Raw genomic sequence first — 25,361 nt, 5'->3', positions numbered from 1 at the left:
GAGTTTGACTTCTGAACTCTCTCTTTAGTCTAGCTTAAGAAAAGTTTGTTAAACTTCTCGTTAGAAGGAGATACCATGATTAAAATTTTATTAGTTGAAGATGATTTAAGTTTGTCCAATTCAGTTTTTGATTTTTTGGATGATTTTGCTGATGTCATGCAGGTTTTTGACGGTGATGAAGGTCTTTACGAGGCTGAAAGTGGTGTTTATGATTTGATTTTACTGGATCTTATGTTACCTGAAAAAGATGGCTTTCAAATGCTGAAAGAGTTAAGAGAAAAAGAAGTCTTGACACCAGTTATCATCATGACAGCCAAAGAAAGTCTAGATGATAAGACCAATGGTTTTGAGTTAGGAGCAGATGATTATATTACCAAACCTTTTTACTTAGAAGAGTTGAAAATGCGTATTCAAGCCTTGCTCAAACGTTCTGGTAAATTGACGGATAATAATCTGAATTACGGCAATCTTGAAGTCAATACAAGTACCAATACCGTTTTAATTGGCAACCAAGAAGTTGAGTTTTTAGGTAAGGAATTTGATTTGTTAATTTATTTCTTACAAAATCAAAATGTCATTTTACCAAAATCTCAAATTTTTGATCGGATATGGGGATTTGACAGTGATACCACCATTTCAGTGGTTGAAGTCTATGTTTCCAAAATTCGTAAAAAGCTAAAAGGAACTGATTTTGTGAATAATTTACAAACACTAAGGAGTGTGGGGTATATTTTAAAGAATGCTGAGTAGAATTAAAGGGTTATCCAAATCTGAAAATTTTCCCTTTTTTCTCCACTTTTTAGGTGTTTTTACAGGGATATTTTTGGTCATGACGGTCATTATCTTACAAGTCATGTCTTTTGGAATCTATACCACTGTTGATTCCAATCTCAGAACGGCACAAAAGGATATTTCGTCTTATGTGACTTTGGCTATGATAAAAAATAGCTTTAACGCCATTACTGACAATAATAAAACAACAGCTGACGATCAGTCTAAGTTAATCCCACCTAGCGAAGTGATTGCTAATACCGATGTTATTTTATATAGCTCTGATGGTAATATCTTAAATACACTTGATACCTTATCAGGTCTTGAATACGTCAAATTGGACAAGAAAAATTTAGATAGTATTGTCAAAGTGTCCCTAACCAATATTTTGGGAGAAACCCTTGAGTATCGGACTTTGACGGTGCCAGTGAAGAACGTGATTTATCCTGAAGTGGCCTATGCTATGATTGCCATTAACACCAATCAGTTAGAAGAAGCTAATGATCGCTATACTAAAATGATTGTTATTGTCATGATAACTTTTTGGGTAGTGTCAGTGGGAGCCAGTGTTTACCTAGCCAAATGGAGTCGTCGTCCAATTTTGGCCAATTATGAAAAACAAAAAGCCTTTGTTGAAAATGCTAGTCATGAGTTACGTACGCCTTTAGCAGTTCTGCAAAATCGCTTAGAAACTCTATTTCGTAAGCCCAATTCAAGTATTATGGATAATACGGAAAATATCGCGTCAAGCCTAGATGAAGTTCGTAATATGAAATTGTTAACAACTAATTTACTTAATTTGGCTCGACGTGATGATGGCATAAAACCCGACTTAGAAACCTTATCATCAGACTTTTTTAATGACATTTTTACTAATTATCAAATGATAGCAGAAGAACAAGGTAAATTGTTTAAGGTAAATAATCAAGTCAAACATCAAGTTGTTTCAGATAGAACCTTATTAAAACAGTTGATGACGATTCTTTTTGACAATGCCATGAAATATACCGATAAAAATGATGAAATTGTTTTTGAAGTAAAATCAACAGATAAACATTTTTATTTGAGTGTGGCTGATCAAGGAATTGGGATTAGCTCAGAGGATAAAAAGCATATTTTTGATCGTTTTTATCGAGTCGATAAGGCTAGAACAAGGCAACAAGGCGGTTTTGGCTTAGGATTGGCTTTGGCTAAGCAAATTGTAGATTCGTTGAAAGGAACGATTACTGTTCAAGATAATGAACCTAAAGGCACCATTTTTATCGTTAAATTCTAGTAAAAAAGTAACTGGTTTTTGTTTTCCAGTTACTTTTTTGTTAGAATAGGATTATGACAATTTTACAATTTTTGTTGGTGGCATTTTTTTGTGCCTTAGAAACCATTTTTTTCAATCAAGCCTTATTTAATGGAGAGTATTTGATTGCAGCCTTTTGGGGATTTTTGCTCTATCGTGATCTTAGACGGGTTTATTTTGTGACAAAATTAACGGAAAGCCTGTTCACATTTCCCAAGAAGAAAGACTAATGTGATGACTGGAGAGACGTTTTTGGCTGTTATCAGTTAGTTGAACCACTAATTCTCCTTTTTGACTAATGTCAATCACAAGTCCTTCATAGCTTTTACCTTTGTCGGTAAAGCTTATTTTTTTATCCAAAACTAAAGATTTATCACGATAAACCCTAATTAAATCACGTTTTGGTGTATTAAAGAAAATTTGCCAAATCTCACTGATGAGCTGATTGCGACTAATGGGTGGTGTTTCTTGGAAAAGTGAATGAGCAATTTGGTTCAATTCAGAAGGAAATTCACTAATGAAAAAATTGATTCCGACTCCAATTAAGAGGTCAGTTACCACATCTTGTTCTGAGGATAAACTTTCGGTCAAGATACCTGCGATTTTTTTACCCTGGTAGTAGATGTCGTTGACCCATTTGATACCACAATCAATCCCAGTCAGACGCTGAATAGCCTTGACAATACTGGTTGCTGTCATCATAGTATAGACGGGTAAATCATCGTAGGAACAATTTGGTTTGAGGTGTAAAGTCATATAAATGCCACCTTGATTGGTATAAAAAGGACGACCAAAACGTCCAACAGCTTGTTCTTGTTGGGGAGCAAGGTAGAGAACTGGTAGCTGTTCTGCACTTTTTAGGTTTAGTTTGGCATCTAATTGGGTGGATTGGCTGTTGGAATTGATAGAGACCTGAAGCCCAGTAGCCTGACTAATTTCTTTGGCTGATAGATAATCCGTTTTCATATTCTAAGTATAATAAAAAATGACCGTAATAGGCAACTAAGAAAGCTAAATTTTGATAAAATATGTTAAAATAGTAGAGTTAATGAGTCCCGAAAAGGTAGTTGTCTAGATAGACAGCTAGTACTTTGTAACTTTTTAACAAGATTTATTAAAAGGGGGACATTTTTATGTCAGAACGTAAACTATTCACTTCTGAATCAGTATCTGAGGGACATCCTGATAAGATTGCTGATCAAATTTCAGACGCTATCTTGGATGCGATTTTAGCAAAAGATCCAGATGCTCATGTAGCAGCCGAAACGGTTGTTTATACAGGATCCGTTCATGTTTTTGGTGAAGTTACGACATCAGCTTATGTTGATATCAATCGCATTGTTCGTGATACCATTGCAGAGATTGGCTACACCAAAACGGAGTATGGTTTTTCAGCTGAAACGGTTGGTGTTCATCCGTCATTGGTTGAACAATCTCCAGATATTGCCCAAGGTGTTAATGAAGCCTTAGAGGCTCGTCAAGGTCAAGAAGATGCCCTGGATCGAATTGGCGCAGGGGATCAAGGTTTGATGTTTGGGTTTGCCATTGATGAAACACCAGAATTCATGCCCTTACCGATTTCTCTTTCTCATCAATTGGTTAAAAAATTGGCTGATTTGCGGAAGTCAGGTCAGTTGAGTTATTTAAGACCAGATGCCAAAAGTCAAGTAACGGTTGAGTATGATGAAAATGATCAGCCAATCCGAGTAGATACGGTGGTGATTTCAACACAACATGACCCAGACGTCAGTCAAGACCAGATCGCCAAAGATGTCATTGATAAGGTCATTAGAGCAGTAATTCCAGCTCATTATTTGGACGATAAAACTAACTATTTGGTTAATCCAACAGGCCGATTTGTTATTGGAGGTCCTCAAGGAGATTCTGGCTTGACAGGTCGTAAGATTATTGTGGATACTTACGGTGGCTATGCTCGTCATGGTGGTGGTGCTTTTTCAGGTAAGGATGCAACAAAGGTTGACCGCTCTGCTTCTTACGCAGCTCGTTATATTGCAAAAAATATTGTTGCAGCAGATTTGGCTAAAAAAGTAGAAGTTCAATTGGCCTACGCTATCGGTGTGGCAAAACCTGTTTCGATACGTTTAGACACTTTTGGAACTAGCCAAATGTCTGAAGAAAAACTGCAAGAAGCCGTACGTCAACTGTTTGATTTACGACCAGCAGGCATTATCAAGATGTTGGATTTGAAGCGTCCTATTTATCGTCAAACGGCTGCCTATGGTCACATGGGACGAACAGATATTGAGCTACCATGGGAGCGTTTAGATAAGGTTCAAGCTTTGCAGAATTATTTTCAATAAATAAAACAAGGAGGTATAGAACCTCCTTTTATTTTAGATAAATCATTTGTAAAAATTAGTGAAATATGATAAACTAGTAAAGTTGAATATAGTGTTAAGAAAGAATAGAACGTATGCGTAAGATTGTAATCAATGGTGGTAAACTTCTAAGTGGAGAAGTAGCGGTTTCTGGTGCCAAAAATAGTGTGGTGGCCTTAATTCCAGCTATTATTTTAGCAGATGATATTGTCACTTTGGATGGTGTACCAGCCATTAGTGATGTTGACAGTTTAGTAGAAATTATTGAAATTATGGGCTGTGTGGTCAAACGTGATGGTGAAACCCTTGAAATTGACCCACGAGGTGTCAAAAATATCCCTCTGCCTTATGGTAAAATCAACAGCTTGCGTGCCTCTTATTATTTTTATGGGAGTTTGTTAGGTCGTTTTGCAGAAGCCACAGTTGGCTTGCCAGGTGGCTGTGACTTGGGTCCTCGTCCGATTGATCTTCATTTGAAGGCTTTTGAAGCCATGGGAGCTAAGGTTTCTTATGAAGGTGAGTCTATGCGTTTGGCGACAGATGGTAGTCCACTTCAGGGAGCTCATATTTATATGGATACAGTGAGTGTTGGAGCAACCATCAATACCATGATTGCAGCAGCTAAGGCTCAGGGGAAGACTGTTATTGAAAATGCAGCGCGTGAACCTGAGATTATTGATGTTGCAACGTTGTTAAATAATATGGGGGCTAATATCCGTGGCGCAGGTACAGATGTCATAACCATTGAAGGTGTTAAACGCCTACACGGCACACGTCATCAGGTTATTCCAGATCGCATTGAGGCAGGAACCTATATTGCTATGGCGGCAGCTATTGGTCAAGGTATTCGTGTCACAAATGTTTTATATGAACATTTGGAAAGTTTTATTGCTAAACTGGAAGAAATGGGTGTGCGAATGACCATTGATGAGGATAGTGTCTTTGTTGAAAAACAAGATAATCTCAAAGCAGTGTCAGTTAAGACATCGCCGTATCCAGGTTTTGCGACCGATTTGCAGCAACCAATCACTCCTTTACTTTTGACAACTCAAGGTCGTGGTAGCATTATTGATACGATTTATGAAAAACGAGTTAATCATGTGGCTGAGTTAGCACGTATGGGTGCAGATATTTCAGTTGTTGGTGGAAAAACAGTTTACAATGCCCCAGATCAACTAACAGGTGCAGCAGTTAAGGCAACGGATTTGCGAGCGGGTGCGGCATTGGTAACGGCTGGTTTGATGGCTCAAGGAAAAACAGAAATTACCAATATTGAATTTATTTTGCGAGGTTATTCTAATATTATTGAAAAATTGACAGCTCTAGGAGCAGATATTCAATTGGTTGAAGATTAAAAAACTAGGATGAATTATCCTAGTTTTTTATTTTGTCATAAAAAAGATCAATGCGTTTTAACATCGACCTTTTTGGTTAGCGATTATCCTTAGGAATAAAGATACTTAGAATAATCACAGCACCAAGGATTGCTGGAAAGATTGGTCGTCCAGCAAGATATGGCCCCCAATCTCCTAAAAGCCATTGACCTAGACTAGCACCAATTAAACCGACTAAAATGCGAGTTAGACATCCGATACGATGGTTACGTTTGGTAATCAAACCAGCCAGTCCCCCAATAATAGTACCAACAATAATTGCTTGAATCATAATATTCTTATCTTTCTAATCTTTGTGTTTAGATAGCCCATTCGCCACCACGGAAGATTGGGACACGCTGACCATCAGCTGTAATCCCATCAATATCCATCTGTTCAGAACCAATCATAAAATCCACATGTGTTGTTGAACGGTTAAGACCAGCAGTTTTCAGCTCATCTTGGGTCATGTCAACTCCACCTTCAACACTGTGAGCATAGGCTGAACCGATGGCCAAATGATTTGAGGCATTTTCATCGAAAAGGGTATTAAAGAAGGTCAATCCTGAAAGAGAGATTGGTGTTTTATGAGGGACTAGGGCAACTTCCCCAAGAGAACGAGCTCCATCATTTTCTTCAATCAAGCGTTTAAGAGTTTCTTCGCCTTTTTCTGCCTTGACATCAACAATTTGACCATTCTTGAAAGTAAACGTCATGTTTTCAATGACAACCCCTGCATAGCTTAGTGGTTTGGTGCTAGTGACAACCCCATCAGCACGACGATAATCTGGAGCAGTAAAGATTTCTTCAGTTGGCATGTTGGCAATGAATTTTTCACCTTGAGCATTGAAACTACCCGCAGCTTCCCAAATGTGATTTTTTGGCATACCAAGAGTTAGATCGGTCCCTGGTGCGAGATAATGAAGGGCGTCAAACTGCATGTCATTAAGGATTTTTGCTTTTTCTGTTAATTTAGCTTCATGCTCATCCCAAGCCTTAACTGGATCTGCTTCATAGATACGATTCATCTTAAAGATAGCATCCCAAAGGGCATCCACTTGTTCTTCACGGGTTTCTAGATCAGGAAAGACCATCGCAGCCCATTCAGGACTAGAAGCTGCAGCTAAGTTCCAGCTAATTTTATTAGCTTGAGTAGCAATTCGTTGTTTTTCAAGAGCGGTATTGATGGCTTTAGTGGCGGCTGCTAGACGTGTTGAATCTACACTAGCATAGGCACTTGGGTTATTTGATAGAACAACTAAACGACTAGCCTTTTTGTCTAAAAAATAGTTAGATTTATCCACTAGGTATTGTGGGACAGTCGTCAAGCGTTCTTCAGCGGCATGTAAATAACGTTCTCGAGTAATGGCTTCATCAGTAAAGTCAACAATGACCTCACTCGCTCCTTTGGCATAAGCTTCCTTTGTCAATAGACGAGCCAACTCGTATTGACGGACATCAATGGTTAAACAAAGGGTATGTCCTTTTTGAACATTGACTCCTTTTGCGATTAGTAATTTTGCATATTTTTCGAGTAATTGATCAAAATTTGCTAGTGTCATAAGCATCTCCTTTTATGTGATAGGCTTAATATAGCATAATTTGGTAGAAATCTCAATTAAGAAAGCGTTGGGTAAGGCTTGAAAAAAAGTGTCATTCATGATAGGATAGTTAAAGAGTAAATTAAGAAAAGGTGAGAAATTATGGCTTTTGGCGATAATGAAGTAAGAAAAAAAACGCTTTTTGAAAAAATCACATTGGTTGTCGTTGTCATCATGCTTTTGATTACAATTGGTGCTGCTGTATTGACAGCTATTAGTGCGATTTCAGCCTAGTTTATCTAGGCTTGTTTGAACAAAGGGTGACAAATTGACCAAGTGATGTTTTGTCCCTCTTTTTTTGTATAGGAGAAATAAATGAGTATGTTTTTAGATACTGCCAAAATCAGCGTTAAGGCTGGTCGTGGTGGTGATGGTATGGTGGCCTTTCGTCGTGAAAAATATGTCCCAAATGGTGGTCCTTGGGGTGGTGATGGTGGCCGTGGTGGCGATGTTATTTTCATCGTTGATGAGGGCTTACGCACCCTGATGGATTTTCGTTACAATCGGAAATTTAAGGCTAAATCTGGCGAAAAAGGCATGACTAAGGGCATGCACGGACGAGGAGCAGACAATCTTTATGTTCGTGTGCCTCAAGGCACAACAGTGCGTGACGCCCAAACAGGTAAAGTGATTACGGATTTGGTGGAACATGGTCAAGAATTTATCATTGCCAAAGGTGGTCGTGGTGGTCGTGGAAATATCCGTTTTGCAACGCCTCGTAATCCAGCACCAGAAATTGCTGAAAATGGTGAACCAGGAGAAGAACGTGAACTGGCTCTTGAGTTGAAAATCCTAGCTGACGTTGGTTTAGTAGGTTTTCCATCAGTTGGAAAATCAACCCTTTTAAGCGTGGTCACGGCAGCCAAACCTAAGATTGGGGCTTATCATTTTACAACCATTGTACCTAATTTAGGAATGGTAAGAACCAAATCTGGTGATGGTTTTGCCATGGCTGATTTACCAGGTCTGATTGAAGGCGCCAGTCAAGGTGTCGGTCTTGGTACCCAGTTTCTTCGCCATATTGAACGAACTCGTGTTATTTTGCATGTCATTGATATGTCAGCAAGCGAGGGGCGTGACCCTTACGAAGATTACTTGGCCATCAATCATGAATTGGAAACTTATAACTTACGTTTGTTGGAACGGCCACAGATTATCGTTGCCAACAAGATGGATATGCCAGAATCTGAAGAAAATCTAGCCACGTTCCGTGAAAAATTAGCTGCTATTTATGATGAGTTTGATGAGCTACCACTGATTTTCCCTATTTCTAGTATTGCCCATCAAGGCTTGGATAATCTATTGGAAGCTACAGCAGAATTACTAAATCAAACTGATGAATTTCTGCTTTATGAAGAAGCTGATTTGGAAGAAGAAGTTTATTATGGCTTCAATGGTGAAGAAAAAGCCTTTGACATTTCTCGTGATGATGACGCCGCCTGGGTTCTATCTGGTGAGAAGTTAGAGAAACTTTTTGTTATGACCAATATGGAACGTGATGAGTCTATCATGAAATTTGCTCGTCAGTTGCGTGGTATGGGGGTTGATGAGGCCCTTCGTGAGCGTGGTGCTAAAGATGGCGACATTGTTCGTATTGGCAATTTTGAGTTTGAATTTGTGGATTAAAAAGGAGGATGATTATGGGTGATAAGCCAATATCTTTCAAGAATGAGGAAGGTCAATTTATCTCAGCAGCAGATATTTGGACGACTGAGAAACTAGAAGAACTGTTTAATACCCTTAATCCTAATCGCCAATTACGTTTGGCAAAAAATCATCAAGATAAAGAATAAGTAAAGCACCTAGAATAGTTATTCTAGGTGTTTTACTATTATCAGATATGATAGTTAAGACAAGATTTAGATGATTTTTGTGCCATGAACGATAGGTGTCCCAATTTGTGAAGCTAACCTGTGACAGTTTTGAGCAGTAACGCCACCCCCAATCATGATTTCAATTCTATTATTGGCATAATCAACTAAGGATTTGAGATAGTTAATATTATCAGTAATTGGCTGTCTAAGATTGGCTGAACCATGCATTAAGACACGAGTAAAGCTATAATCAATCAGTCGTTCTAAGGCTTGAAGCTGATCTGCTTTAGGAATAAGGTCAAAGGCCATGTGAAAAACCAGGGGCAATCTTTGAGTGCTTGGGAGTAAGGATTCAATGGCTAGGCAATCAAGTTGATTGTCTAGAGTTAGTAATCCCATGACTAGAGCGTCACTTCCTAACTTGATTGCTTTCAAAATATCAGTTCTCATCAGCTCTATCTCTTCTTGAGTATAGACAAAATCTCCCCCACGTGGTCGAATCATGGTGGCTAATGCAATACCCTTACTATGTAGAATTTTAGCAGCATATTCAATAGTTTGAGCAAAAGGCGTGACACCACCAATGGCTAAATGTTGGCACAACTCGACACGCGCTACTTGATGAGGGCTTAACTCCAAAAGATTTTCTACCGTTTCGGTACAAAGTTCCTTGATTAACATATTTTTTCCTTATTTAATTATCATCTTGGTTAGAAATAGAGGCTCCAGATGTCACATCAGACCATCCGACCAGTGCTTGTCCGCTATCATCTAAATAGGCTTTTAGAAGTGGTGAAATATCTTGGGTGTATTGAAAGATGCCTCGTAGTTTTTTTTGGTCATCATAGAGGGCTTGATAAGTTTGAATCAACCGTTGGTTGAAGCTATCTAGTGGAATTGGCAGATGAAGGCTATCCGTTTGGCTGGTCTTGATATCTGATAAGATCCAAGATTCCAATGGCTCCACATCATCGGCAAAGAAAAAACTACCGTCAGGTTGCCCATTACTGTACAGCACATGTCCTTTTTCATCAAAAATCGTTAGTCGCAAAGGTAGATAATTCAATAGCTCTTGCGTTTGCTTGTCAATAAATTGACGAATTTGCCTTGCGATTTGCCAAGGGTGTTCAGCAGAATTTAGTATAAGCAAAGGCAGTTCAGTTTCAACTGTGCTTGTGCTGAAAATGGCTTGATGAGTGTTAGTTATGTTTTGCGTAAAGTCATCAAGACTAGAAATAGTCAGTTGTAACAAATCATCAAAATAAGTTTGAATGTTTTGCCAAAAGGCCAATGTTTTTTCATCGCTATAAAGGGCGAGAGCGTTCAATCTTTTCATAATCTCATCTTACGTGTTTTTACCCAAAAAATCAACTAAGTGCTATAATAAAGACAAGAGGTGTTAAGATGAGTAAAAATCCTTGGCTTATTTTGGCTGAACATCAGATTATTGAAACACAACGACTGCGTTTGCGTCCACTTTCCCTAGCTGATGCAGAAGATTATCATGAATTTAATATGGATGACGATTTGTTAAAATATAGTTATATGGCCAGTCGCACCAAAGAAGAGAGTTTAGAAGAATTAGTCCTGTGGAATCTCAAAACTCCCTTGGGTCGTTATGGTATTGAACTGCTGAGTGAAGGTAAAATTATTGGTAATTCTAGTATTCGCTTGGACGACACAAACACCAAAGCAGAGATTGGAATTACCTTAAACCGTCATTATCATCATCAAGGCTATGCTAGAGAAACGCTTGCTGCCCTAAGAGATTTGGCGATAAGTATGCCAACGGTTAATTATTTGAAAGCAAGTTGTAACCAAGACAATCAGGCTAGCCGAGCTGTGCTAGAGGCCATTGGCATGAATTTGGAAGAAATTCTTGAGAACACGACCAGTCTTAGAGGTCATCAAATCACCACCTTAATTTATGGCTTAGATGTATCCAAAAACGCCTAGGTTTAGCCTAAGCTTTTTTGATGAGTTGATTTTTTCGATATTGGCTAGGTGTGACTTGATGATAGGCTTACGTCTGGTTTTAAATGATTTTTATGATCGCTATCAGTTGCCACTTTTTATTGTAGAAAATGGACTTGGAGCTAAAGATGTTTTAGTGGCGGGTTCGAATGGTCCAACGGTTGAGGATGACTACCGTATTGATTATTTACAACAACATCTTGTTCAAGTTGGAGAAGCCCTACAAGATGGGGTTGATGTGTTGGGCTATACCACTTGGGGCCCAATTGATTTAGTGTCAGCATCGACTGCTGAATTAAGTAAATGTTACGGTTTTATCTATGTTGACCGTCATGATGATGGCAGTGGTAGCCTAGCACGTTATAAGAAAAAATCATTCTATTGGTATAAAACTGTCATTGCCAGCAATGGAGCTAGTTTGTATCAAGATTAGTCACCAATCAATAGATTTCTTCAAAACTATAAAATGGGTCTTTTGTTTAATAGTGTTTGATATTGTATAATAGAGAAATAACATGATGTCATGTTAATGATTTTATTAAGGAGAGGAAAACTTATGTTAGAAACAGGAAATCAGGCTTTAAACGATTATATCATGCAACGTTTTCAAGGCTTTATACAAGACAATCAGAAAGAGAAAAAAGGCGGCATTGTTTTTGTAGGAGATTCGATTACTGAATTTTTCCCTTTAAAAAAATATTTAGGGCGTGACCATCATTTGATTAACCGAGGCATTGCTGGAACAGATACGGTTTGGTTACAAGAACATTTAGCAGAGCAGGTTTTAGCTGTAGAACCTAGTAAGGTTTTCTTGTCTATTGGTACTAATGATATTGGACGTGGTTATGACAAACAAGATACTATCGAGCGTTTTATTGACATCATCAATCAGCTTAAATCTGAAAATCCCTTTGTTCAAATTTATATCCTGTCAATCTTCCCTGTTAATGAATCAGCAGATTATAAAGAAAAGGTTAAGGTTAGAAACAATCAAGCCATTCAATCTCTAAACCAAGATTTATCCCTGTTGCCAGGTGCTGAGTTTATTGATTTGTATCCATTATTACTAGACCAAAAAGGGCAGTTAGCAGCTAATCTGACAACAGATGGGCTTCATCTGACTATGCCAGCCTATGAGATCATTTCTAAAAAACTAGCTCTGTATTTATAAACCAATTGATTTTTTGATATCAAAAGATAATTTAATCTTTTATCAATTATAAGGAGTAATGAGATGACAATTTATCCAGAATTTCCTAAAAATTTCCTTTGGGGTGGTGCTACGGCTGCTAACCAGTGTGAAGGAGCTTATGATGTTGATGGTCGTGGCTTAGCTAATGTTGATGTTGTGCCAATCGGTAAAGACCGTTTCCCCATCATAGCAGGTCAAAAGAAGATGTTTGACTTTGAAGAAGGCTTGCAAAGGAATCTATTGATTTTTATCATCGCTATAAGGAAGATATTGCCTTATTTGCTGAAATGGGTTTCAAAACCTATCGCATGTCAATAGCTTGGTCACGCATTTTTCCAAAAGGTGACGAATTAGAACCAAATGAAGCAGGTCTTGACTTCTACGAAAAAGTGTTCAAGGAATGTCATCAGTATGGCATTGAACCCTTGGTCACCATTACTCACTTTGACTGTCCAATGCACCTGATTAAAGAATATGGTGGCTGGCGCAACCGTCAGTTAATTGGTTTTTACGAACGTTTGTGTCGCACTCTTTTCACACGTTATAAAGGACTGGTCAAATATTGGTTGACTTTTAATGAAATCAATATGATTTTACATGCGCTATTTATGGGGGCGGGCCTTTACTTTGAAGATGGTGAAAATCAAGAACAAGTCAAATACCAAGCGGCCCATCATGAATTGGTAGCATCAGCCTTAGCGACTAAGATTGCTCATGAAATTGATCCAGAAAATAAAGTGGGTTGTATGTTAGCGGCAGGTCAGTATTATCCCAATACACCCCATCCAGATGATGTGTGGGAGAGTTTGAAATTAGATAGAGAAAACTACTTTTTTATTGATGTTCAAGCGCGTGGTGAGTACCCAAATTATGCTAAAAAAGAGTGGGAACAAAAAGGTATTAAGGTCAATATTGAACCCAAAGACTTGCTACTTTTGAAAGAGAACACGGTTGATTTTATTTCATTTTCTTACTATTCTAGTCGAGTGGCTTCAGCAGATCCAGCAGTCAAGGAAAAAACGGCTGGTAATATCTTTGCCTCAATCAAAAATCCTTATCTCACAGAGTCAGAGTGGGGTTGGCAAATTGATCCATTTGGTCTAAGGATTACCCTTAATACCATATGGGATCGTTATCAAAAACCAATGTTTATCGTTGAAAATGGTCTGGGAGCAGTAGATACGCCAGATGAAACAGGCTATGTGGCAGATGATTACCGTATTGACTACCTGCGTGAGCATATTAAGGCGATGAATGATGTCATTAACCAAGACGGTGTGGAACTTCTGGGGCTACACGACTTGGGGTTGTATCGATCTCGTATCTGCCGGTACTGGTGAAATGAAAAAACGCTATGGTTTTATCTATGTTGATCGTGATAATGAAGGAAATGGTAGCCTAAAACGTTCCAAGAAAAAATCGTTTGATTGATACAAACAAGTTATCGCAACTAACGGCAGTATGTTATAATAATGATAAAGGTGGAGAATACCTCTCACCTTTATTTTTGCTATTTTATTAGAGAGAAGTTTAGGATAAAAAATGATATTCAATCGTTCACGTTTTCTTTTTATTATTGTTAGTTTTGCAAGTTGCTATGCAATAATGACTTACTGGTCTGTGGGAGCCTCTTTGATCAATACCCTAAAAAATGCATTGATGCCTTTTATAACAGGTGCAGGTATTGCCTACGTGATTAACATTGTTATGAGTGGCTATGAAAAACTGTTAACTAAGCTGTTTAAAAAATCTTTTAAGGGGTTACGAGCGCTTAGTTTATTGCTAGCCTATTTAACATTTATTTGGGCCTTTGTTTTTATTTTTTCAATTGTTTTACCAGATTTGATTAGTAGTCTGAAACGACTTTTAGCCATTAAACCGTCTGATATTCAAAATATTTTGATGGAAGTTCAACAAAATGATAAGGTAACGAAACTTTTAGATTATTTAGGTGGCGAAGTCGTTATTAGTCAACAAATTTCTAGTTATAGTCAACAAATTTCTAATCAATTTTTAGGCCTACTATCAAACTTGCTGTCATCTGTGACAAAGTTTGCTTCAGGTTTGATGTCCTTGTTTGTGAGCCTTATCTTTTCTATTTATGTTTTATCAAGTAAGGAAAGTCTAGCGAGACAGGTAAATCTTTTGCTTGATACTTATTTAGGTCGCTTTGCTAAAAGTTTTCATTATGTTCGAGAAATTCTACATAAACGTTTTCGTGGTTTCTTTGTAAGCCAAACCCTTGAAGCAATGATTTTAGGTACTTTAACTACTATTGGCATGTGGATTTTCAAATTACCTTATGCTCCAACTATAGGTATTGTGATTGCCTTTACAGCGCTTATTCCAGTTGTAGGTGCTTATATCGGGGTCACAGTCGGAACGATTTTGATTTTAACCCAATCAGTGAATCAAGCGATTTTCTTTCTTATCTTTGTGATTATTTTGCAACAGTTTGAAGGCAATCTAATTTACCCTCGAGTTGTAGGTGGCTCTATAGGTTTACCAGGAATGTGGGTTCTATTATCCATTACTGTAGGTGGAGCCTTGGGTGGTATTCTAGGTATGCTTTTAGCAGTACCTCTAGCTGCAACCTTTTATCAGTTAATCAAAGATCAGGTGGTTAACATTCAAGCTAGAAAAAATAGATGATATTTGTAAAAAGCGAGCGTCCAAAAAAGGAAGCTCGCTTTTTCTTACGAATAATAAGATAGGAGGTAGATGAGTGATGTATGAGATTAAGTTGAGAAAAGATGTTCTTTTGCCCCGTGAGCGTCTATTAAACGACGGAGCAGCTCAACTAAGTAATCAAGAACTATTGGCTATTTTATTACGTACAGGTACAAAACAATCATCGGTTATTGAGATAGCTACAAAAATAATCAATAATCTTAATAATTTAGCTGAATTCAAAGAATTATCTATTCAAGAATTGCAGCAAGTGTCAGGAATTGGGCAAGTTAAGGCGATTGAATTGAAGGCAATGATTGAGTTGGGAAAACGTATTACTCAAGCAGAATATTTAAAAGAACATCAGATTTTAAGCAGTGAACGTATTGCTAAAAAAATGATGTTGGAATTTGGTGATAAAAAACAAGAGCACCTAGTGGCACTCTATTTAGATACACAAAATCGTGTGATTCAGCAAAAAGTGGTTTTTATAGGGGGAGTGAGACGCTCGATTGCAGAATCAAGAGAAATTCTTCACTATGCTTGTCGAACAATGGCGACCTCCCTTATTATCGTTCATAATCATCCGTCAGGTGCTCCACAACCAAGTGAGAGTGATATTAGTTTTACAGAAAAACTTCATCGTTCCTGTCAAGATTTGGGGATTATTTTACTCGATCACATTATCGTTGGCCAACGTCGTTACTATAGCTTTCGTGAAAAGGAACGCGTGCTTACAGGTGGTTAACAACATAGTCAAAAAGAGCTAAATCTTCTTGACGACTCTTGTGAAGCAATTCTGGATGCCATTGAACACCTAAAAAAGCACAATCAGTTGCAAGAACTGCTTCAATGGTACCATCCTTAGGATCACGAGCAATGACTTTTAGATTTGGTGCTAATTCTTTAATACTTTGATGGTGAAAAGAATTGATACTAGCTGTTTTTCCATAAATATCTGCTAAAATACTATCAGAATCTACCTGCATTTCTTGAGAGAGATAGTCAGAAGGGTGATCTTGCCAGTGATTTTCAATAGCTTGGTTTAAGTTACCACCGAGAGCAACGTTCATCAGTTGCGTTCCTCTACAAACCGAAAAAATCGGTTTTTTCTGAGCTAAGGCCTCTTTGATTAAGGCTAATTCAAATGCATCACGTTCTCTTAGAAAGTCACAATCGTCAGTTTGAATGGTTTCACCATAAAATTCTGGTAGAACATTTTGGCCACCAGTTAAGATAAGTTTATCAATAAGGCTGATATAGTGGGTAGCCTGTTCTGGTTTACCAATGGGTAGAATAAGAGGGAGGCCACCAACTCTTTTCACCCCCTCAACAAATCCAGTTGCCGTATAAGAAATATTGACGCCGTCAGGGGTCATTTGATCCAAGGTAGTCCGTTGATTACCAGTAATACCAATAATAGGTTGTTTGTTATTTATTGTCATTGTCGTCTTGATTCATAAAATAGAGAAGAGTCTGTAATTCGCTTGTTAAATCAACATATTGAACAAAGACATCTTTAGGGAGGTTAAGGTTGATTGGTGAAAAACTCAAAATGCCTTTGATTCCAGAAGCGACTAAAAGATCAGCCACTTCTTGAGCCTTAACACTAGGCACGGTAAGAATAGCTGTATGACTGGCTAAATGTTCAAGTTTTTCTTTGATGTCAGCAATATCATAAATAGGAATATTGTCAGGTGTCGTTTGTCCAATCAATTCATGTTCAGCCGTGTCGAAAGCCGCAACAATTTGCATTTTATTACGTTCGTGAAAACGGTAGTGAAGCAATGCGCGCCCAAGGTTTCCGACACCAATTAAGACAACATTTGTGATGGAGTGATCATTGAGAATGTCAGCAAAGAAATTCATCAATTTTTTGACATCATAGCCAAAGCCACGTCGTCCCAACTCACCAAAATAAGAAAAATCACGACGAACGGTTGCCGAATCAATACCAATAGCGTCAGCAATTTGACGAGAGTTAACTTTTTCAATATTTTCTGCATTAAGTCGTTTGAAGATACGATAGTAAAGAGATAAACGACGAGCAGTAGCATTTGGGATGCTTTTATCAATAGTCATAAATGTCATACGCTTTCTTTGAAATGTAATTTAGTTTAGATTCTATTTTAATGAAAGTTTGTGAATTTTTCAATAAAATAGCTTTGAGTTTAATAAAAAGCGCCGAAACGCTCTTTTAGACTGTGAATTTATCAAAAATCCCACGTTCTACCAAGCTATTCATGAGAAAGTAGAACTTATCTTGAAAAATTTTATGTTGTTCTGACTTGAAAATATTAACAGAACGAAGACCAGATTGATCTGTAATAGTCAATTTGAAACCTGTTAATTCTTTATTGACGATGATTTTTAGTGGGAAACCTTGATTGGAATTGGGGACTTCTTCTAACAATCGAGTCAGTTCATAATGTCCCATTTTATTTTCTGAGAAAGTTGTGTCACGCAGGGTATATTTTTTAATCTTAGAGCTGATTGCATACTTATATTGACAATCAGCCAGATGAATTTCTTGTTTAAATGCCATACTAATTTTTTATCACTTTCTTTAAGGTTTGAGCCAAAGCGAGAACTTCAGCAGAGGTATTGTATTCAGAGAAACTAATTCTGATGACTTCGTTTAGACGTGGGGAGGTCTTGCTATAGTAGCTAGTTATAACATGACTAGGTTCAATATTGCCTGCCGTACAAGCTGAACCTGCCGAGAGTGAAAAACCTGCCAAGTCTAGTTGCGTTAGCAATAGGGCATTGTTGGTGTCTGGAAAACCTAGGCTAAGAACATGTGGCAGACTGTTGGGATTTTGATTTAAGTAGTAGTTGATTCCCAGTTGCTCCAACTGACTCAGAAAACTAGCTTTCAATTCAGTGACATGTTCCCAGCTTTCTTTTTCTCTTGCTAAACTATCAATAAAGGCAGTAGTCATACCGGCAATGCCAATGAGATTTTCTGTACTGGCACGTTTGTTATATTCTTGTTGTCCACCATGTAGAAGTGGAGTTAGTTTGAGGGTATTGTGGTAGAGAAAGCCAGTACCTTTTGGGCCGTGAAACTTGTGAGCTGATGCTGATAGTAGGTCAATATGGAGAGGATTAGGTTGAAGTGACAACTTTCCCATAACTTGAACGGCATCGACATGAAAGACTGCTTGATGTTCAGTCAAGAGTTCTCCGATTTCTTTTATGGGATAAAGGTCGCCAGTTTCATTATTGGCATACATGATACTAACCAAAATAGTATCTGATTGTAAAGCTTCTTTGATCTGTTGAGCAGTAATGGTTTGATTGATGGGTTCTAAGTACGTGACGTCAAACCCACATTCTTCTAAGTAACTCATGGTATGTAAGACCGAATGATGTTCAACACTAGTTGTTATCAAGTGCTTGCCCTTATCTTGATTGGCTAGAGCATAGCCTTTGATGGCAAGGTTGTTGCTTTCTGTTCCACCAGATGTAAAAATCAGTTGATTATCTTTAACTTCCAGAGCTTGAGCTAGTTCTTGACGGCACTGGCGAAGGAGTTGATTGGCCTTACGTCCGTCTTGGTGTAGGCTAGATGGATTTCCAAAAATTTGGGTCATGACCTGGGTCATCTCTTCAATAACTGCGGGAGTTAAGGGACTGGTTGCTGCGTTATCAAAATAAACCATGAGCCTATGCGTCCTTTTCGTCAGCACGATATGAAAAGAGTGGGCTAAGTGGTTGTCGCTCTTGGATACGAATAATAGCTTCTCCAATCAACTGGCTTGCTGAAATGTAAACCAATTGGTCAGGTTTTGGATAAAGACTCTTGATGGAATCAGTCGCGATAATTTCTTTAATTGGAGCAGCATTTAGGACTTCGGCAGTATTTTTCGTTAGATGAGCATGACTAACGGCTGCATAAATTTCAGTAGCTCCACCACGTTCAACAATTTTAGCGGCTTCAGCCAAGGTTTTTCCAGTGTTTAAGATATCATCAATCAAAATGGCTTGTTTGCCTGCAACATCTCCAATGATGTAGCCTTCTTCACGATTGTCATCATTTTTGGCATAATCGATAATGGCAATAGGTGCGTTGAGATATTCAGCTAAACTACGAGCTCTTTTAGTGCCAGAATTTTTTGGACTGACCACGACAATCTCATCTTCAGAAAAGTTTTGGTTGATGTAACGTTTGGCAAAAAGAGGTGTTGTGACTAGATTATCAACTGGGATATCAAAGAAACCTTGGACTTGGACTGTATGTAGATCAAGAGTAAGGACACGATCAACACCAGCTTTAACAAGCATATTAGCCACAAGCTTAGCAGTAATTGGTTCGCGAGAAGAAGCAATACGGTCTTGACGAGCATACCCAAAATAAGGAATAACAACGTTGATAGTATTGGCACTCGCTCTTAGGCAGGCATCAATCATAATCAGTAATTCCCACAAGTTATCGTTAACAGGAAAACTTGTTGACTGGATAATGTATATGTCAGATCCTCGGACGCTTTCTTCAATGTTGACCATGATTTCACCATCGGCAAATTGACGTGAAGAGACCTTGCTTAAGGGAATACCGGCAGCAGTGGCAATTTTTTCAGCAACTTCCGTGTTAGAAGAAAGTGAGAAAAGTTTGACGGTTTTTGTAAAATGATTGTGATCAGACATCAATAAAAGGCTCCTTTTATAAAAAACTTCATTTTATTTTATCAAAAATAGCAAAAGATTTCAGTAAGTAACTATTTTAATTTTTAGGGAGTGTGCTTGCAAAACGAGCGAGTTTACTTTTTGCGAATTTGTAGTTGATGTTATATTTATCTAAAAAAGCTTGGAAATCAGCTTCGCCTTTACTAGCATCGTTAACTTCTAACTCTAATTCATAGTCTTTGATTTGGGCATAGCGATTGCTGTCTAAGGCAATCAACCCAATGTCAATCTGACTTTCACGGCGAATGGTGGTTAGGTTACCGAGTAGATTAAGTTTACTTAAATCAATCCCCGCATCCAAAATAGGTTGAGTGACTGTATTGATTGGAAAATGCCCTGTACGAATGAGTTCTTTAGCTTTTTCTAAGCTTAATTCAGCATTAAATTCTAAATTCCCAACGTCTTGGGGAATTTTAAGTGTTAATTCAGCAGACTGACTAAAGGTTCTAATTCTAAGTGATAGTCGATGTTTTTTGAGTTGAAAATCAGCTGTATCAAAATAATAATTGGTCTGGGTGATTTGAGGCACATGGCTAAATAGCAATTCAAGCCGTTTGAACTCATCTTTGGTTAAGAGGGTCTTATATTCAATTTCGAGATGTTTCATGGGTTTCCTTTCTTTTGAGCTGTTAATCTACTCATATTTTATCTTAAAGTTAAGAAAATATCATGTTTTTACTAGAGAATTATTGATTTGATTTCCAAAACAAGACGATAGAGAAAAAACTTAGACAGAAAGTGTGGTATAATGGTAAAAGTAGTTTGTTGGCTGACAAGACGTTCTGATGTTAAAAGGAGGTATCTACTTAATGGAAATTAAAAATTGGGAAGCCTTTTTAGACCCCTATATTCAGACGGTTGGAGAGTTAAAGATTAAATTAAGAGGCATTCGCAAGCAATTCCGTAAACAAAATCGCCATTCTCCCATCGAATTTGTCACAGGTCGTGTCAAATCAGTCGAGAGCATTCAGGAAAAAATGGTAAGACGCAATGTACCCATGGAGCGAATTTGTGAAGAGATTGAAGACATTGCAGGTTTGAGAATCATGGTTCAGTTTGTGGACGATATTGACGAGGTTTTGACCTTGCTTCGACAACGCGGTGATATGAAGATTGTGATTGAGCGTGATTATATCACTCACAAAAAGGAAAGTGGTTATCGTTCTTATCATGTGATTGTTGAGTATCCTGTTGATACAATTGTTGGTCCTAAGACTGTTTTGGCTGAAATTCAAATTAGAACCTTAGCCATGAATTTTTGGGCAACCATTGAACATTCGCTCAATTACAAGTATGGTGGGGATATTCCCAGTGATTTGCAAAAACGTCTGAAAAGAACGGCAGATATTTCGTTAAAATTGGATGAAGAAATGCGTAAGATTAGAGATGAGATTAAAGAAGCACAGCTTTTATTTGATCCCATTCATAAACGCGTCAATGATGGTGTAGGAAATAGTGATGACACAGATGAATTTTACCGATAAGGTTATTAAAGTAGCTATTATTTCAAATGGCAATTATCAGAGCCGAGGGATAGCTCATAAATTATTTAATATTTTACGCGACGATCAAGATTTTTATTTGACCAAGCGTCATCCAGATGTGGTTATCTCTATTGGTGGGGACGGGATGTTGTTGTCTGCCTTTCACATGTACGAGCGTTCTTTGGATACTATTCGTTTTGTTGGTATTCACACAGGGCATTTGGGATTCTATACCGACTATCGGGATTTTGAAGTTAATAAACTGCTAGATGATTTGCGTTCAGATCGAGGTGAAAAAATCTCTTATCCCATTTTACGCGTAAAAACGACGTTATCAGATGGTCGTGTGTTGACCTCACGTGCCTTAAATGAAGCGACCATCAAGCGTATGGAAAAGACCATGGTTGCCGATGTTTTGGTCAATCAAATAAAATTTGAGAGCTTTCGTGGAGATGGCTTATCGGTTTCAACCCCAACTGGTAGTACAGCTTATAATAAGTCACTTGGAGGAGCTGTTTTACACCCTACTATCGAGGCATTACAATTAACAGAAATTGCCAGCTTAAATAATCGTGTATTTCGTACCTTAGGCAGTCCTTTAATCGTTCCTAAAGGAGAAAAAATAGAAATTATTCCCAAACGTTTAGGAACGTATGTTATCGCTGTAGATAACAAAACTTATAAGCATAGGGATGTTGTTAAGATTGAGTTTGAGTTAGATCAGAAAAAAATTCATTTTGTTGGTTCCGACAGTCACATCAGTTTCTGGGAGCGTGTTCGAGATGCCTTTATCGGAGAGTTAGAAGATGAAGTTTGATTTTACTGCCCATCGTCCCTGTCAAGTTAAGAGTTTACTGAAGGAGCATGATGTTTCAAAGGCTCTTTTAGCTAAAGTTAAGTTTAAGGGGGGCAATATTTGGGTTAATGATGTGGAACAAAATGCCACCTATGTTTTAGCTGTTGGAGATAAGGTAACTATTGAGGTTCCAAATGAAGAAGATTTAGCGGGTAGTTTACAAGCTGTGGCGCGTGATTTGGCGATTGTTTATGAAGATGAACATTTTTTACTTCTCAATAAGCCCCATGGTGTAGCCAGTATTCCAAGTGTACTTCATTCTAATACAATGGCTAATTTCGTTAAATATTATTATGTAGCTAATGATTATCCTAATCGTCAGGTTCACATTGTCACACGATTGGATAAGGATACCAGTGGTCTTATGTTATTTGCTAAACATGGTTATGCTCATGCTCGTTTGGATAAACAATTACAAGCTAAAACAATTAAGAAACGTTATTATGCCTTAATTTCAGGCTCAGGAGAATTGGCCAGTCAAGGTGATATTATTGTTCCAATAGCTAGACCAGAAGATAGCATTATCACACGTTGTGTGCATCCAGATGGCAAGTATGCTCATACTAGTTATCAGGTTGTTGAAGATTTTGGTGAGGTCAAGTTGGTAGATATTAAACTGCATACAGGACGCACCCATCAAATTAGGGTACATTTCGCACATATTGGTTTCCCGCTACTAGGAGATGATCTTTATGGTGGACGTATGGATTTGGGACTAACTAGACAAGCTTTACATTGTCATCAACTAAGTTTTGTCAATCCTTTTACCAAGGAAAAACAAATACACACGAGTGACTTGACAGATGATATGGAAAATTTTATGATAAAATGGAAAATGAAAGGATAAAGAGTGATTATGGCATCATTATTTGAAACATTAAAAGAAAAAATTGTCGGCAAAAACATTAAGATTGTTTTTCCAGAAGGTAATGATTTGCGAGTGGTTACGGCAGCTGGACGCTTAAAAGCTGAAGGTTTGTTAGAACCGATTGTTTTGGGAAATACAAGTGACGTTGAAAAATTATTGGCTGAGGCTGGTTATGAGCAGTCAAACGTCACAATCATTGATCCAGAAAACTATGATCAATTAGCAGTGATGAAAGAAATGTTTCTTGACTTGCGTAAGGGGAAGGTCGAGTCAGAACAAGCTGACCGATTATTGAAAGATGTTAATTATTTTGGTGTGATGTTGGTTCAAATGGGCTTGGCAGCTGGTATGGTAAGTGGTGCGATTCATTCGACTGCAGATACTGTACGACCAGCCTTACAAATCATCAAGACAAAACCAGGGGTTTCAAGAACATCAGGAATTTTCATCATGAATCGTGATAGCACGAATGAACGTTTGGTTTTTGGTGATTGTGCGATTAACATTGAACCAAATGCGCAAGAATTGGCGGAAATTGCAGTTAATACAGCGGAAACAGCTAAAATTTTTGCTATTGATCCTTATGTGGCGATGTTAAGTTTTTCAACGATGGGGTCAGGGAAATCACCTAATGTTGATAAGGTAGTTGAAGCAACACGTTTGGCTAAAGAAATGGCACCTAACCTAAAATTAGATGGGGAATTACAGTTTGATGCAGCTTATGTAGCAGCCACTGCTAAAATTAAGGCACCAGATAGTCAAGTGGCAGGACAGGCAAATACCTTTATCTTCCCAGATCTTCAGTCAGGGAACATCGGTTACAAGATTGCTGAGCGTCTAGGTTCATTTGAGGCGATTGGTCCAATTTTACAAGGTTTGAATAAACCAGTTAATGACTTATCTCGTGGATCAAATTCCGAAGATATTTATAAATTAGGTATCATCACAGCAGCACAGGCTTTAGATAATTAAGCTAACAAAAAACTGGATGAATTTATCCAGTTTTTTCAATAAGGAGAAAAAATGAAAACAATTTTAGTAACAGGGGCATCGGCTGGTTTTGGACGAGCCATTTGTCAAGAATTGGTTCAATCAGGTTATCGCGTTATCGGAGCCGCTCGACGACAAGAAAAGTTAGAAGATCTAAAAAAAGAATTAGGTGAATCTTTTTACCCCTTATCATTAGATCTTACTAATAAAGCAGAAGTTGGTAAGGCATTGGCTCAATTACCTGAAAATTGGTCAATGATAGATGTCTTGATCAATAATGCAGGCTTGGCATTAGGATTGGATAAAGCACAAGAGGCAGATTTCAATGATTGGGAAACCATGATTATGACGAATGTTTTAGGCTTGTCATTCATCACTAATCAACTCTTACCTAAACTTGTCCTTAAACGCGGTCAAATTATCAATATTGGTTCAATTGCGGGTACTTATCCTTATCCTGGTGGTAATGTTTACGGTGCAACTAAGGCATTTGTTAAACAATTTAGTCTTAATCTACGTGCAGATTTAGCTGGAACAGGCGTTCGAGTGACCAATTTGGAGCCAGGTCTTTGTGGTGGCACAGAATTTTCTTTTGTTCGTTTTAAGGGAGATAAGGAACGAACTGAAAAATTATACGAAGGAACAAATAGCATTCAACCCGAAGATATTGCTAAAACGATTATTTGGTTGATTCAACAACCTCAGCACATCAATATCAATCGTCTGGAAATGATGCCAACCTCACAAAGTTTCGGAGCCTTACCAGTTCATATTCAAGAAGATAAGTGATAAGGTTTAATCATTTTAAGGAGAAAGTCTGCCATTTGGCTAGGGCTTTCTTTTTTTCCTTGTGAAATCCATGTTTGACAGACAGTGAAATAAGCACTCGAAAGATAGACGATACAATAATGATTTTCATGTGTTTCAAATCTATCTAAAAATTTAGAGCCTTGTATTTCTAGATCTTCCTGTACAAGTTCCTGAAATTTATAGCGCAAGAAATCATGAATTTCTTTACTTCCATTTGGTAGTAACAGAGTAGAAAATAAGGTTTCTTGATTTAGAATGTCAAAAATTTGGCAAATATTTTGATGTCGATTAGTAGTAAATTGAGCAAAAACAAGTTCTAGTTTTTGAAAAACACGTTGTTGACAGCAATCGATAATGTCATATTTATCTTTATAGTAATTATAAAAACTAGCCCGACTGATTTGGGCTTCTTTAGCGATTTGGCTGCTGGTAATTTTTGTTAAGGTTTGAGTCATCAATAGCAAACTTAGTGCATTTTCGATTTTTTTCTGACTCCGTTGTACTGAATTAATCATTTTATGCTCCTTTAATTAGACAGTTTTTGTTTTTTTGTCTAAAACTAATTGCTTTGTTCTTGTTTAATTCATAGATGCTTGTTATTCTATTATAGCACATCAACTATTTAACCTAAAAGGA

At 37.7% G+C, this 25,361-nt stretch carries 29 protein-coding genes and 2 pseudogenes; 19 read left to right on the top strand and 12 right to left on the bottom strand.

Annotated features, from left to right (window positions below; all coding sequences use genetic code 11):
• Positions 1 to 75 precede the first annotated feature (75 nt).
• Genes FRX54_RS02365 through FRX54_RS02355 form a run of 3 tightly spaced genes read left to right on the top strand, consistent with a single transcriptional unit; the run spans position 76 to position 2,295 of the window.
• Positions 76 to 750 (top strand): response regulator transcription factor, encoded by a 675-nt coding sequence (locus FRX54_RS02365; RefSeq protein WP_146460612.1) that lies wholly within the window; start codon positions 76 to 78, stop codon positions 748 to 750.
• Positions 740 to 2,047: a cell wall metabolism sensor histidine kinase WalK gene (locus tag FRX54_RS02360; protein ID WP_146460609.1), complete on the top strand. Its 1,308-nt coding sequence runs from the start codon at positions 740 to 742 to the stop codon at positions 2,045 to 2,047. Before FRX54_RS02365 ends, FRX54_RS02360 begins: the two co-directional genes overlap by 11 nt.
• A 53-nt stretch (positions 2,048 to 2,100) precedes the next feature.
• Positions 2,101 to 2,295: a DUF3272 family protein gene (locus FRX54_RS02355; protein ID WP_146460607.1), complete on the top strand. Its 195-nt coding sequence runs from the start codon at positions 2,101 to 2,103 to the stop codon at positions 2,293 to 2,295.
• Here the strand turns inward: FRX54_RS02355 and FRX54_RS02350 are convergent.
• The gene (locus FRX54_RS02350) at positions 2,270 to 3,031 is read right to left on the bottom strand and encodes a biotin--[acetyl-CoA-carboxylase] ligase (protein ID WP_146460605.1); all 762 of its coding nucleotides are present in this window, start codon (positions 3,029 to 3,031) and stop codon (positions 2,270 to 2,272) included. The genes FRX54_RS02355 and FRX54_RS02350 overlap by 26 nt on opposite strands.
• Before the next feature lie 167 nt (positions 3,032 to 3,198).
• Here FRX54_RS02350 and metK point away from each other — a divergent pair, with 167 nt between their 5' ends.
• Both metK and FRX54_RS02340 read left to right on the top strand, forming a co-directional pair.
• Entirely contained in the window at positions 3,199 to 4,386 is a 1,188-nt protein-coding gene (gene metK, locus FRX54_RS02345) for a methionine adenosyltransferase (protein ID WP_146460603.1), read from the top strand.
• 113 nt (positions 4,387 to 4,499) lie between these two features.
• The gene (locus FRX54_RS02340; protein ID WP_146460601.1) at positions 4,500 to 5,759 is read left to right on the top strand and encodes a UDP-N-acetylglucosamine 1-carboxyvinyltransferase; all 1,260 of its coding nucleotides are present in this window, start codon (positions 4,500 to 4,502) and stop codon (positions 5,757 to 5,759) included.
• A 76-nt stretch (positions 5,760 to 5,835) separates the two neighbouring features.
• Here FRX54_RS02340 and FRX54_RS02335 read toward each other — a convergent pair whose 3' ends face one another.
• A complete protein-coding gene (locus FRX54_RS02335) occupies positions 5,836 to 6,069 on the bottom strand; it encodes a GlsB/YeaQ/YmgE family stress response membrane protein (protein WP_146460599.1) in 234 nt (77 codons plus the stop codon).
• Positions 6,070 to 6,097: 28 nt separating this feature from the next.
• The gene (locus FRX54_RS02330) at positions 6,098 to 7,339 is read right to left on the bottom strand and encodes an aminopeptidase (RefSeq protein WP_146460597.1); all 1,242 of its coding nucleotides are present in this window, start codon (positions 7,337 to 7,339) and stop codon (positions 6,098 to 6,100) included.
• Between the two features lie 141 nt (positions 7,340 to 7,480).
• Between FRX54_RS02330 and FRX54_RS02325 the strand changes: the two genes are divergently transcribed.
• The 3 genes from FRX54_RS02325 (at position 7,481) to FRX54_RS06310 (ending at position 9,171) form a co-directional block, all read left to right on the top strand.
• Entirely contained in the window at positions 7,481 to 7,612 is a 132-nt protein-coding gene (locus FRX54_RS02325) for a DUF4044 domain-containing protein (protein WP_146460595.1), read from the top strand.
• Between the two features lie 81 nt (positions 7,613 to 7,693).
• Complete coding sequence (obgE, locus tag FRX54_RS02320) at positions 7,694 to 9,004, top strand: GTPase ObgE (protein ID WP_146460593.1); 1,311 nt, start codon at positions 7,694 to 7,696, stop codon at positions 9,002 to 9,004.
• Between the two features lie 14 nt (positions 9,005 to 9,018).
• Complete coding sequence (locus FRX54_RS06310) at positions 9,019 to 9,171, top strand: hypothetical protein (RefSeq protein WP_186603316.1); 153 nt, start codon at positions 9,019 to 9,021, stop codon at positions 9,169 to 9,171.
• A 66-nt stretch (positions 9,172 to 9,237) separates the two neighbouring features.
• On the opposite strand, the gene FRX54_RS02315 is transcribed toward FRX54_RS06310, so the two are convergent.
• Both FRX54_RS02315 and FRX54_RS06410 read right to left on the bottom strand, forming a co-directional pair.
• Positions 9,238 to 9,873, bottom strand: coding sequence for a copper homeostasis protein CutC (locus FRX54_RS02315; RefSeq protein ID WP_146460591.1), 636 nt, complete (start codon positions 9,871 to 9,873; stop codon positions 9,238 to 9,240).
• Positions 9,874 to 9,886: 13 nt separating this feature from the next.
• Complete coding sequence (locus FRX54_RS06410) at positions 9,887 to 10,528, bottom strand: hypothetical protein (protein ID WP_261379610.1); 642 nt, start codon at positions 10,526 to 10,528, stop codon at positions 9,887 to 9,889.
• A 68-nt stretch (positions 10,529 to 10,596) separates the two neighbouring features.
• Here FRX54_RS06410 and FRX54_RS02305 point away from each other — a divergent pair, with 68 nt between their 5' ends.
• The 6 genes and pseudogenes from FRX54_RS02305 (at position 10,597) to radC (ending at position 15,776) form a co-directional block, all read left to right on the top strand.
• Positions 10,597 to 11,148 carry a GNAT family N-acetyltransferase gene (locus FRX54_RS02305; protein ID WP_146460589.1) on the top strand — a complete coding sequence of 184 codons (552 nt, stop codon included), beginning with the start codon at positions 10,597 to 10,599 and terminating at the stop codon, positions 11,146 to 11,148.
• A 61-nt stretch (positions 11,149 to 11,209) separates the two neighbouring features.
• Positions 11,210 to 11,599, top strand: a pseudogene (locus tag FRX54_RS02300) (family 1 glycosylhydrolase); the annotation flags it as partial.
• Between the two features lie 123 nt (positions 11,600 to 11,722).
• Positions 11,723 to 12,337: an SGNH/GDSL hydrolase family protein gene (locus tag FRX54_RS02295; RefSeq protein ID WP_146460587.1), complete on the top strand. Its 615-nt coding sequence runs from the start codon at positions 11,723 to 11,725 to the stop codon at positions 12,335 to 12,337.
• A 63-nt stretch (positions 12,338 to 12,400) separates the two neighbouring features.
• A pseudogene (locus tag FRX54_RS02285) lies at positions 12,401 to 13,789 on the top strand (6-phospho-beta-glucosidase).
• A gap of 111 nt (positions 13,790 to 13,900) precedes the next feature.
• Positions 13,901 to 15,010, top strand: coding sequence for an AI-2E family transporter (locus FRX54_RS02280; protein ID WP_146460581.1), 1,110 nt, complete (start codon positions 13,901 to 13,903; stop codon positions 15,008 to 15,010).
• A 76-nt stretch (positions 15,011 to 15,086) separates the two neighbouring features.
• Positions 15,087 to 15,776, top strand: a complete 690-nt coding sequence (gene radC / locus FRX54_RS02275) for a DNA repair protein RadC (RefSeq protein ID WP_146460578.1) — start codon at positions 15,087 to 15,089, stop codon at positions 15,774 to 15,776.
• Here radC and FRX54_RS02270 read toward each other — a convergent pair.
• From FRX54_RS02270 to FRX54_RS02245, 6 genes are all read right to left on the bottom strand, one after another.
• Positions 15,763 to 16,473 carry a gamma-glutamyl-gamma-aminobutyrate hydrolase family protein gene (locus FRX54_RS02270; protein WP_146460575.1) on the bottom strand — a complete coding sequence of 237 codons (711 nt, stop codon included), beginning with the start codon at positions 16,471 to 16,473 and terminating at the stop codon, positions 15,763 to 15,765. The two genes, radC and FRX54_RS02270, sit on opposite strands and share 14 nt — an antisense overlap.
• The gene (locus tag FRX54_RS02265; RefSeq protein WP_146460775.1) at positions 16,460 to 17,110 is read right to left on the bottom strand and encodes a redox-sensing transcriptional repressor Rex; all 651 of its coding nucleotides are present in this window, start codon (positions 17,108 to 17,110) and stop codon (positions 16,460 to 16,462) included. The genes FRX54_RS02270 and FRX54_RS02265 overlap by 14 nt, the downstream gene beginning before the upstream one ends.
• 115 nt (positions 17,111 to 17,225) lie before the next feature.
• Entirely contained in the window at positions 17,226 to 17,573 is a 348-nt protein-coding gene (locus FRX54_RS02260) for a DUF1831 domain-containing protein (RefSeq protein WP_146460572.1), read from the bottom strand.
• Position 17,574: 1 nt separating this feature from the next.
• Entirely contained in the window at positions 17,575 to 18,693 is a 1,119-nt protein-coding gene (locus FRX54_RS02255; RefSeq protein WP_146460570.1) for a cysteine desulfurase family protein, read from the bottom strand.
• Positions 18,694 to 18,697: 4 nt separating this feature from the next.
• Entirely contained in the window at positions 18,698 to 19,678 is a 981-nt protein-coding gene (locus FRX54_RS02250) for a ribose-phosphate diphosphokinase (protein WP_146460566.1), read from the bottom strand.
• Positions 19,679 to 19,754: 76 nt separating this feature from the next.
• Positions 19,755 to 20,324, bottom strand: a complete 570-nt coding sequence (locus tag FRX54_RS02245; RefSeq protein WP_146460564.1) for a CYTH domain-containing protein — start codon at positions 20,322 to 20,324, stop codon at positions 19,755 to 19,757.
• Between the two features lie 202 nt (positions 20,325 to 20,526).
• Here FRX54_RS02245 and FRX54_RS02240 point away from each other — a divergent pair, with 202 nt between their 5' ends.
• The 5 genes from FRX54_RS02240 to FRX54_RS02220 are packed head-to-tail and all read left to right on the top strand — an operon-like array spanning position 20,527 to position 24,704.
• The gene (locus tag FRX54_RS02240; protein WP_146460560.1) at positions 20,527 to 21,201 is read left to right on the top strand and encodes a GTP pyrophosphokinase family protein; all 675 of its coding nucleotides are present in this window, start codon (positions 20,527 to 20,529) and stop codon (positions 21,199 to 21,201) included.
• Positions 21,176 to 22,018, top strand: a complete 843-nt coding sequence (locus tag FRX54_RS02235; protein ID WP_146460557.1) for an NAD kinase — start codon at positions 21,176 to 21,178, stop codon at positions 22,016 to 22,018. Before FRX54_RS02240 ends, FRX54_RS02235 begins: the two co-directional genes overlap by 26 nt.
• Positions 22,008 to 22,904, top strand: a complete 897-nt coding sequence (locus FRX54_RS02230) for an RluA family pseudouridine synthase (protein WP_146460555.1) — start codon at positions 22,008 to 22,010, stop codon at positions 22,902 to 22,904. The genes FRX54_RS02235 and FRX54_RS02230 overlap by 11 nt, the downstream gene beginning before the upstream one ends.
• Before the next feature lie 3 nt (positions 22,905 to 22,907).
• Positions 22,908 to 23,897, top strand: coding sequence for a phosphate acetyltransferase (gene pta, locus FRX54_RS02225; RefSeq protein WP_146460553.1), 990 nt, complete (start codon positions 22,908 to 22,910; stop codon positions 23,895 to 23,897).
• A gap of 51 nt (positions 23,898 to 23,948) precedes the next feature.
• Complete coding sequence (locus FRX54_RS02220; RefSeq protein ID WP_146460551.1) at positions 23,949 to 24,704, top strand: SDR family oxidoreductase; 756 nt, start codon at positions 23,949 to 23,951, stop codon at positions 24,702 to 24,704.
• Here the strand turns inward: FRX54_RS02220 and FRX54_RS02215 are convergent.
• A complete protein-coding gene (locus tag FRX54_RS02215) occupies positions 24,689 to 25,240 on the bottom strand; it encodes a TetR/AcrR family transcriptional regulator (protein WP_146460549.1) in 552 nt (183 codons plus the stop codon). The genes FRX54_RS02220 and FRX54_RS02215 overlap by 16 nt on opposite strands.
• Between the last annotated feature and the right edge of the window lie 121 nt (positions 25,241 to 25,361).

This window comes from Streptococcus sp. sy004 (assembly GCF_007859205.1).
In the GTDB taxonomy this organism is placed as follows: domain Bacteria; phylum Bacillota; class Bacilli; order Lactobacillales; family Streptococcaceae; genus Streptococcus.
The sequence above is the reverse complement of the archived record's forward strand: the minus strand, read 5'-3'. Positions and strand labels throughout refer to the sequence as shown.

Excerpts from the sequence above, each read along its gene's own strand:
- FRX54_RS02220 (WP_146460551.1), top strand. The coding sequence starts at position 23,949 with ATGAAAACAATTTTAGTAACAGGGGCATCGGCTGGTTTTGGACGAGCC.
- FRX54_RS02360 (WP_146460609.1), top strand. The coding sequence starts at position 740 with ATGCTGAGTAGAATTAAAGGGTTATCCAAATCTGAAAATTTTCCCTTT.
- FRX54_RS02280 (WP_146460581.1), top strand. The coding sequence starts at position 13,901 with ATGATATTCAATCGTTCACGTTTTCTTTTTATTATTGTTAGTTTTGCA.
- FRX54_RS02265 (WP_146460775.1), bottom strand. The coding sequence starts at position 17,110 with ATGACTATTGATAAAAGCATCCCAAATGCTACTGCTCGTCGTTTATCT.
- FRX54_RS02295 (WP_146460587.1), top strand. The coding sequence starts at position 11,723 with ATGTTAGAAACAGGAAATCAGGCTTTAAACGATTATATCATGCAACGT.
- FRX54_RS02325 (WP_146460595.1), top strand. The coding sequence starts at position 7,481 with ATGGCTTTTGGCGATAATGAAGTAAGAAAAAAAACGCTTTTTGAAAAA.
- metK (WP_146460603.1), top strand. The coding sequence starts at position 3,199 with ATGTCAGAACGTAAACTATTCACTTCTGAATCAGTATCTGAGGGACAT.
- FRX54_RS02330 (WP_146460597.1), bottom strand. The coding sequence starts at position 7,339 with ATGACACTAGCAAATTTTGATCAATTACTCGAAAAATATGCAAAATTA.
- radC (WP_146460578.1), top strand. The coding sequence starts at position 15,087 with ATGTATGAGATTAAGTTGAGAAAAGATGTTCTTTTGCCCCGTGAGCGT.
- FRX54_RS02365 (WP_146460612.1), top strand. The coding sequence starts at position 76 with ATGATTAAAATTTTATTAGTTGAAGATGATTTAAGTTTGTCCAATTCA.
- obgE (WP_146460593.1), top strand. The coding sequence starts at position 7,694 with ATGAGTATGTTTTTAGATACTGCCAAAATCAGCGTTAAGGCTGGTCGT.
- FRX54_RS02305 (WP_146460589.1), top strand. The coding sequence starts at position 10,597 with ATGAGTAAAAATCCTTGGCTTATTTTGGCTGAACATCAGATTATTGAA.
- FRX54_RS02350 (WP_146460605.1), bottom strand. The coding sequence starts at position 3,031 with ATGAAAACGGATTATCTATCAGCCAAAGAAATTAGTCAGGCTACTGGG.
- FRX54_RS02250 (WP_146460566.1), bottom strand. The coding sequence starts at position 19,678 with ATGTCTGATCACAATCATTTTACAAAAACCGTCAAACTTTTCTCACTT.
- FRX54_RS02315 (WP_146460591.1), bottom strand. The coding sequence starts at position 9,873 with ATGTTAATCAAGGAACTTTGTACCGAAACGGTAGAAAATCTTTTGGAG.
- FRX54_RS02235 (WP_146460557.1), top strand. The coding sequence starts at position 21,176 with ATGACACAGATGAATTTTACCGATAAGGTTATTAAAGTAGCTATTATT.
- FRX54_RS02355 (WP_146460607.1), top strand. The coding sequence starts at position 2,101 with ATGACAATTTTACAATTTTTGTTGGTGGCATTTTTTTGTGCCTTAGAA.
- FRX54_RS02260 (WP_146460572.1), bottom strand. The coding sequence starts at position 17,573 with ATGGCATTTAAACAAGAAATTCATCTGGCTGATTGTCAATATAAGTAT.
- FRX54_RS06310 (WP_186603316.1), top strand. The coding sequence starts at position 9,019 with ATGGGTGATAAGCCAATATCTTTCAAGAATGAGGAAGGTCAATTTATC.
- FRX54_RS02240 (WP_146460560.1), top strand. The coding sequence starts at position 20,527 with ATGGAAATTAAAAATTGGGAAGCCTTTTTAGACCCCTATATTCAGACG.
- FRX54_RS02230 (WP_146460555.1), top strand. The coding sequence starts at position 22,008 with ATGAAGTTTGATTTTACTGCCCATCGTCCCTGTCAAGTTAAGAGTTTA.
- FRX54_RS02255 (WP_146460570.1), bottom strand. The coding sequence starts at position 18,693 with ATGGTTTATTTTGATAACGCAGCAACCAGTCCCTTAACTCCCGCAGTT.
- FRX54_RS06410 (WP_261379610.1), bottom strand. The coding sequence starts at position 10,528 with ATGAAAAGATTGAACGCTCTCGCCCTTTATAGCGATGAAAAAACATTG.
- FRX54_RS02215 (WP_146460549.1), bottom strand. The coding sequence starts at position 25,240 with ATGATTAATTCAGTACAACGGAGTCAGAAAAAAATCGAAAATGCACTA.
- FRX54_RS02335 (WP_146460599.1), bottom strand. The coding sequence starts at position 6,069 with ATGATTCAAGCAATTATTGTTGGTACTATTATTGGGGGACTGGCTGGT.
- FRX54_RS02340 (WP_146460601.1), top strand. The coding sequence starts at position 4,500 with ATGCGTAAGATTGTAATCAATGGTGGTAAACTTCTAAGTGGAGAAGTA.
- FRX54_RS02270 (WP_146460575.1), bottom strand. The coding sequence starts at position 16,473 with ATGACAATAAATAACAAACAACCTATTATTGGTATTACTGGTAATCAA.
- FRX54_RS02245 (WP_146460564.1), bottom strand. The coding sequence starts at position 20,324 with ATGAAACATCTCGAAATTGAATATAAGACCCTCTTAACCAAAGATGAG.